12 protein-coding genes are annotated in these 19,479 nt (G+C 61.0%); 6 read left to right on the top strand and 6 right to left on the bottom strand.

All coding sequences use genetic code 11. The annotated features are described in order from the left end of the window. Position 1 precedes the first annotated feature (1 nt). The 3 genes from aceF to msrA all read left to right on the top strand — a co-directional run bounded on the left by aceF (position 2) and on the right by msrA (position 5,363). Positions 2 to 1,645 carry a dihydrolipoyllysine-residue acetyltransferase gene (gene aceF, locus JBE38_RS09005; RefSeq protein ID WP_090367218.1) on the top strand — a complete coding sequence of 548 codons (1,644 nt, stop codon included), beginning with the start codon at positions 2 to 4 and terminating at the stop codon, positions 1,643 to 1,645. A 304-nt stretch (positions 1,646 to 1,949) separates the two neighbouring features. Continuing rightward, positions 1,950 to 4,643, top strand: a complete 2,694-nt coding sequence (locus tag JBE38_RS09000) for a putative bifunctional diguanylate cyclase/phosphodiesterase (RefSeq protein ID WP_104995336.1) — start codon at positions 1,950 to 1,952, stop codon at positions 4,641 to 4,643. Between the two features lie 72 nt (positions 4,644 to 4,715). Then, on the top strand, positions 4,716 to 5,363 hold the full coding sequence (gene msrA, locus JBE38_RS08995) for a peptide-methionine (S)-S-oxide reductase MsrA (protein WP_090367222.1): 648 nt from the start codon (positions 4,716 to 4,718) through the stop codon (positions 5,361 to 5,363). A 244-nt stretch (positions 5,364 to 5,607) separates the two neighbouring features. Here the strand turns inward: msrA and JBE38_RS08990 are convergent, their stop codons facing one another. Then, positions 5,608 to 6,444 (bottom strand): 23S rRNA (adenine(2030)-N(6))-methyltransferase RlmJ, encoded by an 837-nt coding sequence (locus JBE38_RS08990; protein WP_060755160.1) that lies wholly within the window; start codon positions 6,442 to 6,444, stop codon positions 5,608 to 5,610. Positions 6,445 to 6,618: 174 nt separating this feature from the next. Here JBE38_RS08990 and JBE38_RS08985 point away from each other — a divergent pair, with 174 nt between their 5' ends. Then, the gene (locus tag JBE38_RS08985) at positions 6,619 to 7,896 is read left to right on the top strand and encodes an O-acetylhomoserine aminocarboxypropyltransferase/cysteine synthase family protein (protein ID WP_060755161.1); all 1,278 of its coding nucleotides are present in this window, start codon (positions 6,619 to 6,621) and stop codon (positions 7,894 to 7,896) included. On the opposite strand, the gene JBE38_RS08980 is transcribed toward JBE38_RS08985, so the two are convergent. The 3 genes from JBE38_RS08980 to putP form a co-directional block, all read right to left on the bottom strand. After that, complete coding sequence (locus JBE38_RS08980; RefSeq protein ID WP_205344158.1) at positions 7,882 to 8,607, bottom strand: DUF4123 domain-containing protein; 726 nt, start codon at positions 8,605 to 8,607, stop codon at positions 7,882 to 7,884. The genes JBE38_RS08985 and JBE38_RS08980 overlap by 15 nt on opposite strands. A gap of 26 nt (positions 8,608 to 8,633) precedes the next feature. After that, positions 8,634 to 10,646: a type VI secretion system Vgr family protein gene (locus tag JBE38_RS08975; RefSeq protein WP_205344157.1), complete on the bottom strand. Its 2,013-nt coding sequence runs from the start codon at positions 10,644 to 10,646 to the stop codon at positions 8,634 to 8,636. Positions 10,647 to 10,850: 204 nt separating this feature from the next. Beyond that, the gene (gene putP / locus JBE38_RS08970; RefSeq protein WP_060755164.1) at positions 10,851 to 12,335 is read right to left on the bottom strand and encodes a sodium/proline symporter PutP; all 1,485 of its coding nucleotides are present in this window, start codon (positions 12,333 to 12,335) and stop codon (positions 10,851 to 10,853) included. 460 nt (positions 12,336 to 12,795) lie between these two features. Here putP and putA point away from each other — a divergent pair, with 460 nt between their 5' ends. Both putA and JBE38_RS08960 read left to right on the top strand, forming a co-directional pair. Next, the gene (gene putA, locus JBE38_RS08965; RefSeq protein ID WP_205344156.1) at positions 12,796 to 16,749 is read left to right on the top strand and encodes a trifunctional transcriptional regulator/proline dehydrogenase/L-glutamate gamma-semialdehyde dehydrogenase; all 3,954 of its coding nucleotides are present in this window, start codon (positions 12,796 to 12,798) and stop codon (positions 16,747 to 16,749) included. 230 nt (positions 16,750 to 16,979) lie between these two features. Beyond that, entirely contained in the window at positions 16,980 to 18,782 is a 1,803-nt protein-coding gene (locus JBE38_RS08960) for an acyl-CoA dehydrogenase (protein ID WP_205344155.1), read from the top strand. On the opposite strand, the gene JBE38_RS08955 is transcribed toward JBE38_RS08960, so the two are convergent. Further along, positions 18,779 to 19,069, bottom strand: a complete 291-nt coding sequence (locus tag JBE38_RS08955; RefSeq protein WP_060755167.1) for a cell division protein ZapA — start codon at positions 19,067 to 19,069, stop codon at positions 18,779 to 18,781. The genes JBE38_RS08960 and JBE38_RS08955 overlap by 4 nt on opposite strands. Further along, positions 19,066 to 19,296, bottom strand: coding sequence for a hypothetical protein (locus JBE38_RS08950; protein ID WP_058423524.1), 231 nt, complete (start codon positions 19,294 to 19,296; stop codon positions 19,066 to 19,068). Before JBE38_RS08950 ends, JBE38_RS08955 begins: the two co-directional genes overlap by 4 nt. Positions 19,297 to 19,479 lie beyond the last annotated feature (183 nt).

Here is a 19,479-nt window from a genome sequence, read left to right as displayed (position 1 = left end):
TGTGAGCGAACTCATTCGCGTACCTGACATCGGCAGCGGTGAAGGTGAAGTAATCGAGCTGTTTGTGAAGGTCGGCGACAAGGTTGAAGCCGACCAGAGCATCCTGACCCTGGAATCGGACAAGGCGAGCATGGAAATCCCTGCTCCCAAGGCCGGCGTGGTCAAGAGCCTGAAAGTGAAGCTGGGCGACCGCCTGAAAGAAGGCGACGAACTGCTGGAGCTGGAAATCGAAGGTGCCGCTGATGCGGCCCCGGCGGCGGCTCCTGCTGCCGCTGCCGCGCCAGCGCCTGCTGCTGAAAAACCTGCTGTCGAGGCCGCCCCGGCCCCGGCTGCTGCACCCGCCGCCGCCAGCGTCCAGGACATTCATGTGCCGGACATCGGCTCGTCGGGCAAGGCCAAGATCATCGAGCTGCTGGTCAAGGTCGGCGATACCGTCGAAGCCGACCAGTCGCTGATCACCCTGGAGTCCGACAAGGCCTCCATGGAAATCCCTTCGCCGGCTGCCGGCGTCGTGGAAAGCATCGCGGTCAAGCTGGAAGACGAAGTCGGCACCGGTGACTTCATCCTCAAGCTGAAAGTACAAGGCGCGGCGCCGGCTGCCGCACCAGCACCGGCTGCCGCTCCGGCCGCCAAGGCTGAAGCGGCTCCGGCCGCCGCCGCCCCTGCGCCTGCGGCAAAAGCCGAGGCCGCTGCGGCCCCTGCTGCTGTCGCACCCGCGCCAAGCGGTGCCAAGGTTCATGCTGGCCCTGCGGTACGTCAGCTGGCTCGTGAGTTCGGCGTTGAGCTGAGTGCTGTGTCGGCCAGCGGCCCTCACGGCCGTGTGCTGAAGGAAGACGTGCAGGCTTACGTCAAAGCCATGATGCAAAAAGCCAAGGAAGCTCCGGCCGCAGGCGGCGCTACCGGTGGTTCGGGCATTCCGCCGATCCGCACCGTGGACTTCAGCCGCTTCGGCGAAATCGAAGAAGTGCCGATGACCCGCCTGATGCAGATCGGCGCGGCAGGTCTGCACGCCAGCTGGCTGAACATTCCGCACGTGACTCAGTTCGACCAGGCCGATATCACCGACCTGGAAGCTTTCCGCGTTGCGCAGAAAGCCGTGGCCGAAAAAGCCGGCGTGAAACTGACCGTGCTGCCGCTGCTGCTCAAGGCTTGCGCGCACCTGCTCAAGGAACTGCCGGACTTCAACAGTTCGCTGGCCCCGAGCGGTAAAGCGATCATCCGCAAGAAATACGTACACATTGGCTTTGCCGTCGATACTCCGGATGGCCTGCTGGTACCGGTCATCAAGAACGTCGACCAGAAGAGCCTGCTGCAGCTTGCTGCTGAAGCGGCTGCGCTGGCGGCCAAGGCCCGCGACAAGAAGCTCACCCCAGACGATATGCAAGGTGCGTGCTTCACCATCTCCAGCCTCGGTCACATTGGCGGCACTGGCTTCACGCCAATCGTCAACGCGCCGGAAGTGGCGATCCTGGGCGTGTCCAAGGCGACTATCCAGCCTGTGTGGGACGGTAAAGCGTTCCAGCCGAAGCTGATGCTGCCTCTGTCGTTGTCCTACGATCACCGCGTGATCAACGGCGCCGCGGCTGCACGCTTCACTCAGCGCCTGAGCCAGTTGCTGAACGACATCCGCACCATCCTGCTGTAAGCCTCACGGGCCTCCCTGTTACCAGGGAGGCCTGGCTGCACCGATTTCCGAGCGCCACGCTCGTACCTCAACCCCGCCACTTGGCGGGGCTTTTTTTGGGCTCTTGTTGCACAGCCAGAACAGGTTTGTACACCTTCTATCAGCCCGATTGCAGAAATCCCCCGTGCGGCCGATAACAGCCATATAGCACTTAGCCTTCATCCTCTCTTGTCAGTGCGTGCTGCATGATGCAACCTTGCCGCAGGCGACAGTAAAGAGGGCGTGAGCCCGGTGCAGTGCGCATTTTCCCAAGCGAGTTTCCCCCATGAAAAGCCAACCCGATGTCGCCCGAATGGCGGCCGAGGTAGTGACGCAATTACCGGTGCCTTCGCGCCTCGGCATGCTGCGTTTCGAGCGGCTTAATGAGGCAAGCTGGGCCATGCTTTACCTCGACCCCAATTGCGAACGCCAATTCGGCCTGCCGGCGGTCGAGTTGTGCGCCCTGCTCGGCACCCCCTACGCCAGCCTGATGGAACCCCAGGCGCGCTATCAGTTGCACGATGCGATCCAGCAGCAACTGAGCCAGAGCCCCCATTACCTGGTGCGCTACACCTTGCACACCCACGATGGGCCGCTGAGCCTGCTGGAAATGGGCGAGGCCTACAAGCAACACAATCGTCACTTGCTGCGTGGCTACCTGATGGTGGTCGACGGCCTGTTCAGTGAAGTACCGACTTTTGCCCCGACTGCCGACCTGGAAAACCAGAACAGCCGCCTGCAAATCGCCCTGGAACTCAACCAGCGTGCGCAACAGGAACAATTGCAGCACCTGGAGCGGGTACGCGCCCAGCAGGAACTGATCCTGCTGCTGGCGCGCCAGCGCTACAGCACGCCTAACTCGCTGCAGGAAGCCGCCGAGCTGATCACTCGCAGTGCCTGCGATATCTACCAGGTCGATTGCGCCAGTATCTGGAACCTCGAAGGGCAGCGCCTGGTGCCGATCTCGGCGTATCACCGCATTGACCAACAACACCACCTGCCCGAGGCGATCGACGCCAGCGGTTTCCCGGACTACCTGGAAGCCCTGCACAGCAGCCGTGCCATCGACGCCACCCACGCGATGCGCGATCCGCGCACGCGTGAAATGGCCGACCATCTGCGCGCCAAGGACATCTACGCGATGCTTGACGCGAGCATCCGCGTCGATGGCCATGTCGTCGGCGTGTTGTGCCTGGAACAGAGCGGTCGAGCACGCGACTGGCAGTCCGATGAGATCGCCTTTGCCGGCGAACTGGCCGACCAGTTCGCCCACGTGATCAACAACCACAACCGTCGCGCCGCCACCAGCGCGCTGCATTTATTCCAGCGGGCAGTGGAGCAAAGTGCCAACGCCTTCTTGCTGGTCAATTGCGATGGTGTGGTGGAGTACGTCAACCCCAGCTTTACCGCGATTACCCAGTACAGCGCCGAAGAAGTCCACGGCCATCGCCTGGCGCAACTGCCGGCCCTGGAGAACCTCAGCGAGTTGCTGTTCGACGCACCGTCAAGCCTGGCCAAGAGCAACAGCTGGCAAGGCGAATTCAAGAGCCGACGCAAGAACCTGGAACCCTACTGGGGCCAACTGTCGATATCCAAGGTGTATGGCGACAACCGCGAACTGACCCACTACATCGGCATCTACGAAGACATCACCCAGACCAAGCTGGCCCAGCAGCGTATCGAGCGCCTGGCCTACACCGATAACCTGACCAACTTGGGCAACCGCCCGGCGTTTATCCGCAACCTGGATGAGCGCTTCGCCCGGGACAGCGACAGCCCTATCAGCCTGTTGCTGGTGGACATCGACAACTTCAAGCGGATCAACGACAGCCTCGGCCACCAGACCGGCGACAAACTGCTGATCAGCCTCGCCCGGCGCCTGCGTAACAGCTTGAGTGCCGGCGGCAGCCTGGCGCGCTTTGCCAGTAACGAGTTTGCGGTGCTGCTGGACGATGCCGACCTGGAGACGGGCCAGCAGGTCGCCAGCCAACTGCTGACGACCCTCGACAAGCCCATGTTCGTCGACAACCAATTGATCAGTATCACCGGCTCGGTGGGGCTGGCCTGTGCGCCACTGCATGGCCGCGACCCACAGACCCTGATGCGCAACGCCGGCCTGGCCTTGCACAAAGCCAAGGCCAACGGCAAACACCAGGTGCAAGTGTTTACCGAGGCGCTGAACGCCGAGGCCAGCTACAAGCTGTTCGTGGAAAACAACCTGCGCCGCGCCCTGACTCAGAACGAGCTGGATGTGTTCTACCAGCCCAAGCTGTGCCTGCGCAGCGGCCGCCTGCTGGGCATGGAAGCGCTGCTGCGCTGGAACCATCCGGAAAAGGGCATGATCCGTCCCGACCAGTTCATCAGCGTGGCCGAAGAGACCGGGCTGATCATCCCCATCGGCAAATGGATCGCCCGCCAGGCCTGCCGCATGAGCAAGCAATTGAGCGCCGCCGGCATGGGCAACTTGCAGGTGGCGATCAACCTGTCGCCCAAACAGTTTTCCGACCCGGACCTGGTCGCGTCGATCGCCACGATCCTCAAGGAAGAACAGCTGCCGGCGAATCTGCTGGAGCTTGAACTGACCGAAGGCCTGCTGCTGGAGGCTACTGAAGACACGCGCCTGCAACTGGACCAGTTGAAGAGCTTCGGCCTGACCCTGGCCATGGACGACTTCGGCACCGGTTACTCGTCGCTGAGCTACTTGAAAAAATTCCCCATCGACATCATTAAGATCGATCGCAGCTTTATCCACGAAATCCCGGACAACCAGGACGACATGGAAATCACCTCGGCGGTGATCGCCATGGCCCACAACCTCAAGCTCAAGGTGGTGGCCGAAGGTATCGAGACCGCCGAACAACTGGCGTTCCTGCGTCGGCATCGCTGCGATGTGGGCCAGGGCTACCTGTTCGACCGGCCGATCCCTGGCTCAGAGCTGATGAAGATGCTTAAACGCTACCCGCGCGGGCCAATCGCCTGACAGCGATGTAACACTCGGGCACACTGACTGTCTGAATTCTTACCTAACTCAATCTGACTGAGAGGACTGATCATGGTCTTGCGCTCGGAAATTCTGGTGAACAAAAACGTGCTGCCTACTCAAGAACAAGCTTTGCCCGGCCGTGAAACCCCAATGGCGCTGCCGGACACCCACTTCGTCAACGGCAACCCGCTGCTAGGCCCATTCCTCGACGACGTCGGGTTCGCCATCTTCGGCCTGGGTTGCTTCTGGGGCGCCGAGCGCAAGTTCTGGCAGCGCGATGGCGTGGTCAGTACGGTGGTCGGGTATGCCGGTGGCTACACGCCGAACCCGACCTATGAAGAAGTCTGCTCTGGCCTGACCGGCCACAGCGAAGTGGTGTTGGTGGTGTATGACCAAGCCAAGGTGAAATACGAAGACTTGCTGAAGATGTTCTGGGAGCTGCACAACCCGACCCAGGGCATGCGCCAGGGCAACGACATCGGCAGCCAGTACCGCTCGGTAATCTACGCCACCACGCCTGAGCAACTGGCAGCGGCCAAAGCCAGTGCGCAAGCCTATCAGGCCGAACTGACCAAGGCCGGCCTGGGTGAAATCACCACGGAGATCGAGGAAGCGCCGACGGTGTACTTCGCCGAGGCGTATCACCAGCAGTATCTGGCAAAAAACCCGCAGGGGTATTGCGGCATCGGCGGCACCGGCGTGACCTGCCCGATCTGACCCTAACCCTGAACTTGTAGTGAGTGGGCTTGCCCTAATGCCAGTCAGTTAAGGCTTAACGCGGTCATTGTGGGAGGGGCGGTGCGACGATTCGACTTGCTCCCGATAGGCCGCGCAGCGGCCTCAAAAATGGGCCTGCTACGCAGTCCATCGGGAGCAAGCCCCCTCCCACAGGTTATCCATCGTCCGCTCTATCGCTTAACTGACAGGCATTAGGGTTTGCCCCGCTCATTACAATCAGCAGTTACTCGGCAATAAGCCAATCCATCTGCCACCCGCCCTGGGTCTGGCCAAGCTTCTTGGACAGCCATGGCAGCAGCTCACGCAATTCCTCCTCCAAGCCCCACGGCGGGTTGGCGATCGCCAGGCCCGAGCCGGTCAAGGTGTTGGGCGTGTCCAGCGGATGCACCAGCAATTCCACACGCAGCAACTTCGGCGCACCGGTGCCGGCCAGGTCCTGGTAGAAACGGCGCAACATGCGCTGGTCTTTCACCGGATACCAGATGGCCGCAACGGTCTGACGCATGCGGCCCACCGCCTCTTTGAGGGAAGCCGCGCAGCGTTGCATCTCGTCGAGTTTTTCGAACGGCGGGTCGATCAGCATCAGCGCACGCTTTTCCGGCACGGGCAGCAAGGCACGCGGAACATGCCAGCCCTCGCCCAGGTGCACCTTCACACGACGATCACCCTTCATGTTGTCCTTGAGCAACACGCCATCGTCCGGGTGCTTTTCATTGAGCAGCACACGATCCTGCGGGCGCGTGAGACGCCGCGCCAGCTCCGGTGAACCCGGGTAGTAACGCAATTGGCCGTCCGGGTTCATCTCGTGCAATACGCGCATGTAATCGGCGGTCAGTGGCGGCAGGTCGCTTTCACCCCACAGGCGGGCGATGCCTTCCAGGTATTCACCGGTGCGGTTGGCCTGGTCGCCTTGCAGGTCGTACAGACCAATGCCGGCGTGAGTGTCGAGGTAGGCGAACGGCTGTTCCTTGCGCGACATCAGGGCGATGAGGCGGGTCAAGGTCAGGTGTTTGAAGACATCGGCATGGTTGCCGGCGTGAAAGGCGTGACGATAATTCATGGTTGCTCCTGCGCAGGGGGCGAAGTTTACCTTCTACGTGAGCAAAGGTGCAGGGCTGCGTGTCGGGCGACGCTTATGCCGCAAACACAGGAGGCCGGCTGAAAAAAATCTAAATGGCGTGGCCAGGGTGGATTTATTGTGGCGATCCGTTCTCCAGGGAGGTCAATGACAATCATGAAAGACGCCACCATCGCGCTGCATCACGGCTTCAAGTCCGACCCGACCACCAAGGCCGTCGCCGTGCCGATCTATCAGAATGTCGCTTTCGAATTCGACAACGCCCAGCACGGCGCCGACCTCTTCAACCTCGACGTGCCCGGCAATATCTACACGCGCATCATGAACCCCACCAACGATGTGTTGGAGCAACGTATCGCCGCCCTCGAAGGCGGTATCGCGGCGTTGGCGGTGTCGGCCGGCAGTGCCGCCATCCACTATGCAATCCAGACCCTCACCCGCGCCGGCGACAATATTGTCACCACCCCGCAGCTCTACGGCGGCACCTATACCCTGTTCGCCCACTTGCTGCCGAGTTTTGGGGTCGAGGTCCGTTTTGCCCGCGATGACAGCGCCGCGGCCATCGCCGAACTGATCGACGCCAATACAAAACTGGTTTACTGCGAAAGTATCGGCAACCCGGCGGGCAACATCGTCGACCTCGAAGCCCTGGCAGCGGTGGCCCACGCCCGTGGCGTACCGCTGATGGTGGATAACACAGTGGCTACGCCGATCCTGTGCAAGCCGATCCAGTTCGGCGCCGACATCGTCGTGCATTCAGTGACCAAATACATCGGCGGCCATGGCAATTCCCTGGGTGGCGTAATCGTCGACAGCGGCACCTTCCCCTGGACCCGATACCCCGAAAAATTCCCCGGGCTCAACAACCCTGAGCCGGCCTATCACGGCGTGGTCTACACCGAAAAATTCGGCCCGGCCGCCTTCATTGCCCGCGCCCGCACCGTGCCCCTGCGCAACACCGGCGCAGCGCTGGCGCCGATGAATGCGTTCCTGCTGCTGCAAGGCCTGGAAACCCTGGCCCTGCGCATGGAGCGCCACACTGAGAATGCCCTCAAGGTCGCGCAATTCCTTCAAGGCCATGCTGCGGTGGAATGGGTCAGTTACGCCGGGCTGCCGGACCACCCGCATTTCGCTTTGGCGCAAAAATACCTGCAAGGCAAACCCTCGGCGATCCTCTCCTTCGGCTTGAAGGGTGGCTTTGATGCCGGTGTACGCTTCTACGACGCCCTGCAGATCTTCAAGCGCCTGGTGAATATCGGCGACGCGAAGTCCCTGGCCTGTCATCCGGCATCCACCACCCATCGGCAGATGAATGAACACGAGCAAGCCAAGGCCGGAGTAAAGCCCGAGATGATCCGCCTGTCGGTGGGTATCGAGGCGATTGATGACCTGATTGACGATCTGCAGCAGGCGCTGGGTTCAACTCAACTCTGAGGCGAGGTAATCGGCCAGCGCTGCGGGGCTGATCGTCGGCCTGCGCGCCCAGTAGGCGACCTTGTGCTGCAAGGTCGCCGGCGTGAACCCTGCATACAGGTCAGGGCGCTGTTCTTCGAGCCATTGCAGCAGGTTGTCGATCAGGGTTTGCGGGGTTTGTTCTGCCACATGCGCCAATAGAGGTGCAGGCACTCGCCACCAGGGGCTGGTCTTGGCAACCGTGACCGCACCAGGCGCAACCGCCAGCGGCCGGCCATTGATCAGATACCGCTGGAACACCGGCAATACCCTCCCCGCGTCATCGCCCAGGCCCTGCACAACCGGCAGAAACTGAGCGCCATCCCAAAAACGCAAGAACACCACCTGGCCGTCGGGCAGATAGACCTTGGTCAGGCTTTGCAGATGGGCAATCACGATGTCGAGCGAGCTGGACGACACCGCCAACCAGCCCCAATCCATAGCGTCAGTGGTTGCGACCCAATCGAGAAAGGCACTGCCCGGCTCGACGATACCGACATGAGGCATGACCTCATCCCACTCGGCATAGGCGGTGCCTGCCCAGATCGATTGGGGCAGCATCCCGCCGCCCATGGCTTGCCAGTGGCCAAAAGGTCTGGCACCGCTGGTACCACTCAAGATGGCGAAGATCCGCTCATCAGCCTGCAGAGGGTGTTGTGTGATCCAGGCATTGGGGGTCAGCAGCTTGTTCATCGCGGTAAATTCCTTTCAGGTTAGGCTCAGCCACTGTGTCGAGGGATATCACACTGGCCATGCTTGCAGCGCTCACACTCCTCGCAGAACGGCGCGCTGCGTTTCAGGCTGGCCACTTGAGCGCGACTCAACGGAGCGGGTATTACCGCCAGCAGCGTTGCCTTTATGCCCGGTAGCAACGGCGCAACAGCGGGAACCGGCGCACCGCCAAGCTGGATCGGCACACTGCTGAATATGCCGCCCGCTGAAACCGTGATCGATTGGCCGCCCGCCTGAATCGTCACGCTGGCACCGGCATCGATCACGACACTCTGCCCGGCGCCGATCTGAACGGTCCGACCAGCCCGTATTTGCTGTGAACCACCGACCACCAGATGATCATCCTGCTTGAGTTCAGTCAGACGGTTACCGTGGGTGATGCGCTGCTCTTCGCCCTGCAATTCATGGTGCGACTCGCCGCCCACCGTTATCCGGCGCAGGTTATCCACCTGCACCTGCTGATCATGCAGCACATGCTCAGTCCAGTCCCGCTGGGCGCGCAGGTAGATCTCCTCGGCCCCCTTGCGGTCTTCGATACGCAGTTCGTTGTAGCCACCCCCGCCTGGGCTGCTTTGGCTGCGCAAGATACTGCGGGTCTTGTCCGCCGGCAGTTCGAGGGGCACCGGTGTCGCCGCGTTGGGCAGGCAACCAATGACCACCGGCATATCCAGGTCGCCATTGACGAAGCCCACCAGCACCTCCATACCGACCCGCGGAATCAGCACCGAGCCATAACGATCATGCGCCCAGGCACTGGCCACCCTCAGCCAGCAGCTGGAGTGGTCGTTGTGCTCTCCCGTACGATCCCAGGCCATTTGCACTTTGACCCGGCCATACTCGTCGCAATGGATTTCGCTGTCGTCAGGCCCGGTGACCACCGCATGCTGATACCCGGAAATACTCGGGCGTGGCTGCTCCGGCAGCGGCGGCCGGAAAATCACGTCCCAGGGTGCCGCCCTGAATTCATTGCGATACCCCTGGCGCAAATCCCCGCCGGCGACCTCGACCACCGCTTCCTCAAGCACCTGGGGCTGCCTGCCTTCGTGCGTGACCCGCGTCACCAGCCACAGGTCGTTCCAGTCGTCACGAGGGTGCCCGCTCAATTTGAGGAAACGGCCACTGACCAACGCCGGCTCATCGCCTTGGCCATGGGCGACGCGGTAGTCGCTGCGATGCCGCTCCAGCCTCTGCTGCGTCAGGAATTTGCCATGGGAACGGTCGGAAAATTGGCCGGGAAAACCCTGCTCCAGCAGCCGAGGAAGCTGCTCGCCAGCCACTTCACTCTCCAGCGTCAGGCGTGGTTTACGGAAGTCGTAGTCGCGCAGGCTTACCGCCGTGGTGCGGGTTTCCAATTGCACGGTCACGCGCTTGATCACCGGCGTATCCGCCACCATTCCCGAACCGGGCATGTAAGCGGTGGACTGTTCGGCCTGGGTAAACACCGTCTGGTCATCACCGAACACCAGCAGGTGCCCTGCGGGCGAATGCTGGAAGTGATAGTGAATGCCCAACTCGGCGCACAACCGCTGGATGAATGCCAGGTCGGTCTCACCAAACTGCACGCAGTACTCACGCGCAGGGTAGGTACCGCTGAGCTGGAATTTGAACCGGTCACTCTGGATGCCCTGCACCTCCAGCACTTGCGCAACGATCTGCGGCACTGTCAGGTGCTGGAAGATGCGCTGATGACTGCTGTGTTTCAGGTACGCCAGTTGCGGCACCAGGCTGACCTGATAACGCGTGAGACGCCGCCCGGAGTCACCCTGTGCCACCCGATAAACCAGGCCGTGGACGCCATGCCCCTGGTCATCAAACCCGAGATACACCTGACGATGCAGCAGACTTTCCAGGTCGAGATCAGGTTGCTCGCTGACCAGTTCAAGGTTGAAACGGTAGGGCTGGCTGATGGCTTCGGTCCCCTTGAACTCCAAGACCTTGAGCTCACTGGGCTCCCCATCAAGGGTGAGGGTAAAAGTGCTTTGATTAGCAGGAGCGAACATCCGGTGTTTCTCTGCGGGAAGTAGGCGGACGATTCTGCACCACTGTTCTACCCCGCTGAGCACAGCCTGGATAAATCAGTAAAGCCCTACATGTACACGCCCGAATTTTCTTCGGCCCTGCGAAAATCACGCGCAAAAAAAGGCCCGCCATCCGTAGGACGCGGGCCTCTTTTTCAACTCAGCGCAGGCTCAACACCTGACGAATCACTTGTTGAGGTTGTAGTCTTTTTCCGCAGCATTAAAACGCTCGACCATACCTGCGGTCGGTGCGCCTAGCTTGCTCACGAAGTAGATCGCGAGGCTGGCGAAGATAAAGCCCGGGATGATTTCGTACAGGCCGAGCAGGCTGAAGTGTTTCCATACGATGACGGTGATCGCACCAACCAGGATACCGGCCAGTGCGCCGTTGCGGGTCATGCCTTTCCAGATCACCGAGATCAGTACCACAGGCCCGAATGCTGCGCCGAAACCGGCCCAGGCATAGCTCACCAGGCCCAGCACGCGGTTGTCCGGGTTGGCGGCCATGGCGATGGCGATCAGGGCCACCAGCAGCACCATGGCACGGCCGACCCAAACCAGTTCCAGCTGGGACGCATTTTTACGCAGGAAGGTCTTGTAGAAATCTTCGGTCAAGGCGCTGGAGCACACCAGCAACTGGCAGCTCAGGGTACTCATCACCGCCGCGAGGATGGCCGACAGCAATACACCGGCAATCCATGGGTTGAACAGCAGCTTGGCCAACTCGATGAACACACGTTCGTGGTTCTCGGTCACTGGACCTGCCACCTCCGGATGCGCCGAGAAGTACGCGATACCGAAAAAGCCCACCGCCACGGTGCCACCCAGGCACAGGATCATCCAGGTCATGGAGATGCGACGCGCCTTGGCGATCGACTTCACCGAATCGGCCGCCATGAAACGCGCGAGGATATGCGGCTGGCCGAAGTAGCCCAGGCCCCAACCCATCAGCGAAATGATGCCAATGAAGGTGGTGTTTTTCAGCATATTGAAGTTGTCGGGATTCTTGGCTTCGATGGCCAGGAAGGTGGTGTCGACGCCACCGGTGGCCAGCAGCACGATGATCGGCGTGAGGATCAGCGCAAAAATCATCAACGTGGCTTGCACGGTGTCAGTCCAACTGACGGCCAGAAAACCACCGACAAAGGTGTAGGCAATGGTCGCTGCAGCGCCAGCCCACAGGGCGGTTTCGTAGGACATGCCAAAGGTGCTTTCGAACAGGCGGGCACCGGCCACAATGCCGGACGCGCAATAGATGGTGAAGAACACCAGGATCACTACCGCAGAGATGATCCGCAGCAAGCCGCTTTTATCTTCGAAACGGCTGGAGAAATAATCCGGCAGGGTCAGGGCATCGCCGTTGTGTTCGGTTTGTACGCGCAGGCGACCGGCCACGAACAGCCAGTTCAGGTAAGCACCGACGATCAGGCCGATGGCGATCCAGCTTTCCGAGAGGCCCGACATGTAGATCGCGCCCGGCAAACCCATCAACAACCAGCCGCTCATGTCGGAAGCGCCGGCCGACAGAGCCGTCACCACGCTACCGAGGCTGCGACCGCCAAGGATGTAATCGGAAAGGTTGTTGGTGGAGCGATAGGCCATGAAGCCGATCAGTACCATTGCTGCGATGTAGATCACGAACGTGATCAGGGTTGGATTGCTAACGCTCATAAGAGTGACGCCCTGGCTTTGTTTTTATGTAGCGGCGGTCTGTCAGACGGCTACCCAGTGTTAACCGGGTAGACGAAACTGCGTGCCGCGCATTTATGACTGGCGTTTCCCCAGGAAAGCCGCCAGCCGATGAACCGAACCTTGGAGGTGGTTGCACCTTGGTCGCGAATGCTATGCAACAAAGCAAATAAGGTGCAACCAGTTTCGCGAGAATAAGTTGCACCCAGACATGTATTACGCCAAACACCGCGTTTTTGCTCCCTTTCGGAGCAAAAACAGCCGACATCATAATAAAACGCACCAAGAAGAAGCGGATTCCGCTGAGGGCCGATTTTTTTCTCAAGAACCTTCAAAAATTTCCTGAACAAAAGGGTTGCACCCGGTTGCACCTCCTCATGGGCAAAGCTAATCTTGGCGCCAGCAGATGCCACTCGGTAGTGGCACCCATGAGGATAAAAAGATGGCAACGACCACCCTTGGGGTCAAACTCGACGACCCGACCCGCGAACGCCTGAAGGCTGCCGCGACCTCCATTGATCGCACGCCGCACTGGCTGATCAAGCAGGCGATTTTCAATTACCTGGAGAAACTCGAGGGTGGTGCAACCCTGACCGAGCTCAATGGCTTGGGCAGCAAGGACGTTGAAGAGGCCGGCGAGATCCAGACCGATCACGCCCACCAGTGCTTCCTGGAGTTCGCCGAAAGTATCCTGCCGCAGTCGGTACTGCGTGCGTCGATCACCGCTGCTTACCGCCGCCCGGAACCGGAAGTGGTGCCCATGCTGATCGAGCAGGCACGCCTGCCGGCGCCGATGGCCGAAGCCACCAACAAACTGGCCGCCTCGATTGCCGAAAAACTGCGCAATCAGAAGAGTGCCGGCGGCCGTGCCGGTATTGTTCAGGGCCTGCTGCAAGAATTTTCCCTGTCGTCCCAGGAAGGCGTGGCCCTGATGTGCCTGGCCGAAGCGTTGTTGCGCATCCCGGACAAGGGCACCCGTGACGCGCTGATCCGCGACAAGATCAGCACCGGCAACTGGCAGCCGCACCTGGGCAACAGCCCGTCGCTGTTCGTCAACGCCGCCACCTGGGGCCTGCTGCTGACCGGCAAACTGGTCTCCACCCACAATGAAGCCGGCCTGACTTCATCCCTGAGCCGCATCATCGGCAAGAGCGGCGAACCGATGATCCGCAAGGGCGTCGACATGGCCATGCGCCTGATGGGCGAGCAGTTCGTCACCGGCGAGACCATCGCCGAAGCCCTGGCCAATGCGAGCAAGTTCGAAGCCAAGGGCTTCCGTTACTCCTACGACATGCTCGGCGAAGCCGCACTCACCGAGCATGACGCCCAGAAGTACTTGGCCTCGTACGAACAAGCTATCCATTCCATCGGCAAGGCGTCTCACGGCCGTGGGATTTATGAAGGGCCAGGCATCTCCATCAAGCTTTCGGCCCTGCACCCGCGTTACAGCCGCGCTCAGTACGAGCGTGTGATGGACGAGCTGTACCCGCGCCTGCTGTCGCTGACCCTGCTCGCCAAGCAATACGATATCGGCCTGAATATCGACGCCGAAGAAGCCGACCGCCTCGAGCTGTCCCTGGACCTGCTGGAACGCCTGTGTTTCGAGCCGCAACTGACCGGCTGGAACGGTATCGGTTTTGTGATCCAGGCCTACCAAAAGCGTTGCCCGTATGTGATCGACTACGTTATCGACCTGGCGCGCCGCAGCCGCCATCGCCTGATGATCCGCCTGGTGAAAGGCGCGTACTGGGACAGCGAGATCAAGCGCGCCCAGGTCGAAGGCCTGGAAGGCTACCCGGTGTACACCCGCAAGGTGTACACCGACGTTTCCTACATTGCCTGCGCACGCAAACTGCTGTCGGTACCGGAAGTCATCTACCCGCAGTTCGCTACGCACAACGCTCATACACTGTCGGCCATCTACCATATCGCCGGTCAGAACTATTACCCTGGCCAGTACGAGTTCCAATGCCTGCACGGCATGGGCGAGCCGCTGTACGAACAGGTTGTGGGCAAGGTTGCCGATGGCAAGCTGAACCGTCCGTGCCGCGTGTACGCACCGGTCGGCACCCATGAAACGCTGCTGGCTTACCTGGTACGTCGCCTGCTGGAAAACGGCGCCAATACCTCCTTCGTCAACCGCATTGCCGATCAGTCGATCTCGATTCAGGAGCTGGTGGCTGATCCCGTGGCCAGCATCGAGCAAATGGCCACGCTGGAAGGCGGTTTCGGCCTGCCGCACCCGCGTATTCCGTTGCCACGCGACCTGTATGGCAGCGACCGCGCCAACTCCGCCGGTATCGACTTGGCCAACGAACATCGCCTGGCGTCGCTGTCCTGCGCCCTGCTGGCCACGGCCCACAACGACTGGAAAGCCGCGCCGATGCTCGGTTGCGCGTCCAGCGAGCAAGCGACGACGCCGGTGCTGAACCCCGCCGACCTGCGCGACGTCGTCGGCCAGGTCCAGGAAGCCACCGTTGCAGATGTCGATAACGCCATCCAGTGCGCGATCAACGCCGGTCCGATCTGGCAGGCCACTCCGCCCGCCGAACGTGCCGCGATCCTGGAGCGTGCCGCCGACCTGATGGAAAGCGAGATCCAGCCGCTGATGGGGCTGCTGGCCCGCGAAGCCGGCAAGACCTTCGCCAACGCCATCGCCGAAGTGCGCGAGGCCGTGGATTTCCTGCGGTATTACGCGGTGCAGGCACGCAACGATTTCACCAACGACGCCCACCGCCCATTGGGCCCGGTGGTGTGTATCAGCCCGTGGAACTTCCCGCTGGCCATCTTCAGTGGCCAAGTTGCCGCCGCACTGGCGGCGGGTAACCCGGTACTGGCCAAGCCTGCCGAGCAAACCCCGCTGGTGGCCGCACAAGCCGTGCGCATCCTGCTGGAAGCCGGTATTCCGGAAGGTGTGCTGCAACTGCTGCCCGGTCAGGGCGAAAGCGTGGGCGCCCGCCTGGTGGGTGATGATCGCGTCAAAGGCGTGATGTTCACCGGTTCCACCGAAGTGGCGCGCCTGCTGCAACGCAATGTCGCCGGCCGCCTGGACACCCAGGGCCGCCCGATCCCGCTGATCGCCGAAACCGGTGGCCAGAACGCGATGATCGTCGACTCCTCAGCCTTGACCGAACAAGTGGTCATCGACGTGGTGTCCTCGGCCTTCGACAGTGCCGGTCAACGTTGCTCGGCCCTGCGCGTACTGTGCCTGCAGGAAGACTCGGCAGACCGCGTCATCGAAATGCTCAAAGGTGCCATGGCTGAATGCCGTCTGGGCAACCCGGAGCGTCTGTCGGTGGATATCGGCCCGGTGATCGACGCCGAAGCCAAGGCCGGCATCGAGAAACACATCCAGGCCATGCGCGACAAAGGCCGCAACGTGTACCAAGTGGCCATCGCCGACGGCGAAGAGATCAAGCGCGGCACCTTCGTGATGCCGACCCTGATCGAGCTGGAAAGCTTCGACGAGCTGCAACGCGAGATCTTCGGCCCGGTGCTGCACGTGGTGCGCTACAAGCGCAAGGAAATCGACCAGCTCATCGGCCAGATCAACGCTTCGGGCTACGGCCTGACCCTGGGCGTGCATACCCGTATCGACGAGACCATCGCCAAGGTGATCGACAACGTCAATGCCGGTAACGTCTACGTCAACCGCAATATCGTCGGCGCCGTGGTCGGCGTGCAACCGTTCGGCGGCGAAGGCCTGTCGGGCACCGGCCCGAAAGCCGGTGGCCCGCTATACCTGTACCGCCTGCTGTCGACACGTCCGACCGATGCGATCGAACAATCCTTCGTGCGTGGCGATGCACTGGCCGCACCGGACGTGCGCCTGCGCGATGCCATGAGCCAACCGCTGACCGCCCTGAAAACCTGGGCCGACAGCAATAAGTTCAGCGAACTGAGCGCCCTGTGCACTCAATTCGCCGCGCAGTCGCAAAGCGGTATCACCCGCCAACTGGCCGGCCCGACCGGCGAGCGCAACAGCTACGCCATCCTGCCTCGCGAACACGTGCTGTCGCTGGCGGAAGTGGAAGGTGATTTGCTTACTCAACTGGCGGCGGTATTGGCGGTAGGCGGTTCGGCGGTATGGCCGGAAACTGGCCTGACCAAGGCCTTGTTCCCACGCCTGCCGAGGGAGATTCAGGCGAAGATCAAGCGCGTGGCCGACTGGACCAAGGACGAAGTCGTATTCGACGCCGTTCTGCACCACGGCGACTCCGACCAACTGCGTGCGGTGTGCCAGCAAGTGGCCCAGCGTGGCGGTGCAATTGTCGGGGTGCAGGGTTTGTCGCAGGGTGAGACGGCGATTGCGCTGGAGCGCCTGGTGATCGAACGTGCCTTGAGCGTCAACACTGCGGCGGCAGGCGGTAACGCCAGCCTGATGACCATTGGTTAACTGACCCAACAGGGTCAGAACTGTGGGAGCGGGCTTGCTCACGAATGCGCAATGTCAGTCGACCTCTCATCGACTGACAAGCTGCTATCGCGAGCAAGCCCGCTCCCACATTGGCTCCGCGCTTCTCTCACCCTTGCGCGTTCTGCCCCTCCATCACCCAAATCAATCTTGCTATCCAGCCTCCATTCGCGCACTTAGACTCAGGCCAATTCCTCTAAAGGTAAGCCGCCATGTCCGAGTCGCTGCTCAGTTCCCGCAACCTGGCTTTCGAGCTGTATGAAGTCCTCGATGCCGAGGGCCTGACCCAGCGCGAGCGGTTTGCCGAACACAACCGCGAGACGTTCGATGCCGCCATCGACACGGCGCGAAACATCGCTGAAAAGTACTTTGCCCCCCATAACCGCAAGAACGATGAAAACGAGCCGCGCTATGCAGACGGCGCGGCAGTTCTGATTCCGGAAGTGAAGCCCGCCGTGGATGCCTTCCTCGAAGCCGGCTTTCTCAATGCCGCCCGTAGCTTCGAAGCCGGCGGCATGCAACTGCCCACCCTGCTGTCTCAAGCCTGTTTCGCGCATTTTCAGTCAGCCAACGCGGCATCGACGTCCTATCCCTTCCTGACCATGGGCGCCGCCAACCTGATCGAAAGCTTCGGCACCGAAGAACAGAAACAGCGCTTTCTGCAGCCGATGATCGACGGCCGCTTCTTCGGCACCATGGCCCTCACCGAGCCCCACGCCGGCTCGTCGCTGTCGGATATCCGTACACGTGCGGAACCTGCCGCCGACGGCACTTATCGACTCAAGGGCAATAAGATTTTCATCTCCGGCGGCGACCACCCGCTGTCGGAAAACATTGTGCACATGGTGCTGGCCAAGCTGCCGGATGCGCCGCCAGGGGTGAAAGGCATTTCGCTGTTTATCGTGCCCAAGTTCCTGGTCAACGACGATGGCAGCCTCGGCGCGCGCAACGATGTGCTGCTGGCCGGGCTGTTTCACAAAATGGGCTGGCGCGGCACCACTTCCACTGCGCTCAACTTCGGCGATAACGGCAACTGTGTCGGTTATCTGGTGGGCAAACCGCACCAGGGCCTGAGCTGTATGTTTCAGATGATGAATGAGGCACGCATCGGTGTCGGCATGGGCGCCGTGATGCTCGGGTACGCCGGTTACCTGTACTCACTGGAATATGCGCGTGAGCGCCCGCAGGGTCGCCTGCCCGATAGCAAAGATCCTACGACAGCACCGGTCTCGATCATTCAGCACGCCGACGTCAAGCGCATGCTGCTGACCCAAAAGTCCTACGTGGAAGGCGCTTTCGACCTAGGCCTCTACGCCGCACGGCTATTTGACGACACCACCACTCTGGAGACCGAGGCCGAGCGCAAGCAAGCCCACGAGCTGCTGGACCTGCTCACGCCCATCGTCAAATCCTGGCCGTCGGAGTTTTGCCTCAAGGCCAATGAACTGGCGATCCAGATTCTCGGGGGCCACGGCTACACCCGTGAATACCCGGTTGAGCAGTATTACCGCGACAACCGTCTGAACCCGATCCACGAAGGGACCCATGGCATTCAGTCCCTGGACTTGCTCGGGCGTAAATTGGCGCAGAACGGTGGTGCGGGTCTCAAGCAGTTGATTCGATTGATCGCCGAGACGGGCGCACGGGCACAGGCCTATCCGTCACTGAACGCATTGCGTGAGCCACTGGAACACCTGGTCAACCGCTTGCAAAGCGTGACGATCGGCTTGCTGACGGATCTGGCCCAAGGCAAGGTCAACAGCAGCCTGGCGAACTCGGCGCTGTACTTGAAAGTGTTCGGGCATACGGTGATTGGCTGGCGCTGGCTGGAACAGGCGATACGTGCCGAGGAAGGGCTGGCCAGGGGGAATGCGGCCGACGTCGCCTTCTATAAAGGCAAGCTCCAGGCTGCCCGGTACTTCCTGACCTGGGAAGTGCCGAGCTGCCATCATGAACTGGCGATTCTGGAGGCACGCGACGATACGTGCCTGGGGATGCAGGATGACTGGTTCTAGGGCTGGATGGCCTTGGAAATCACTTCGACCGTGGCGCTGACTTGCTCTTGGTAACGGTCGAGCTCCTGCTGGTGACGCTGTTGCATTTCGATCTGCTCGGCGCACAGGTTCAGCGCGGCCAGTACCAATAACTTGTCACCGATCAGGGTCGGGTACTTTTTCTTGGTGGTGGCCAACGAGGCCTTGAGCAGGGTCACGGCGTGCATCAGGGTTTGGTCTTCCCCGGCCGGAGCCTTGATCGAGTAATCCTCTCCGAGAATCGAAACGACCTTTATCCCTTCATTCATGCGCTGACAGGCCCTGCGCTCACACGCTCAACCAGCGCCTGGATGCGAGCGGCGGTGGCGCCGTGCTTTTCTTCCTGTTCCATCAGGCTCAGTTGCAGGCTGTCGTTTTCATCCTTGGCGCGGGCCAGTTCCGCCTTGAGGGACTCGTTGCTGCCCAGCAGGTCCTGGTTCTGCTGTACAAGGTCGCTGACCAATTGTTCCAATTGACTGAGAGATGCTTCTAACATTTTGATTTCTCGGGCTTTTAAAAGGGCGGTGACGATAAAGAAAATTCACCTCGGATGCCAGGCTTATCCCCGGCGCGCAGCCCGTTTTTTAAGGGCCGGGCCGCACTTTCGGAGCCTTAGTGACTGCAATTCCCCCATCTGGTTCCTGAATCGGTTTAACCCCTCGTCCGATGCGACAAAAGC

This window comes from Pseudomonas sp. ICBG1301, assembly GCF_016918385.1.
GTDB lineage: Bacteria > Pseudomonadota > Gammaproteobacteria > Pseudomonadales > Pseudomonadaceae > Aquipseudomonas > Aquipseudomonas palleroniana.
This window is presented reverse-complemented; position numbering and strand designations above follow the sequence as displayed.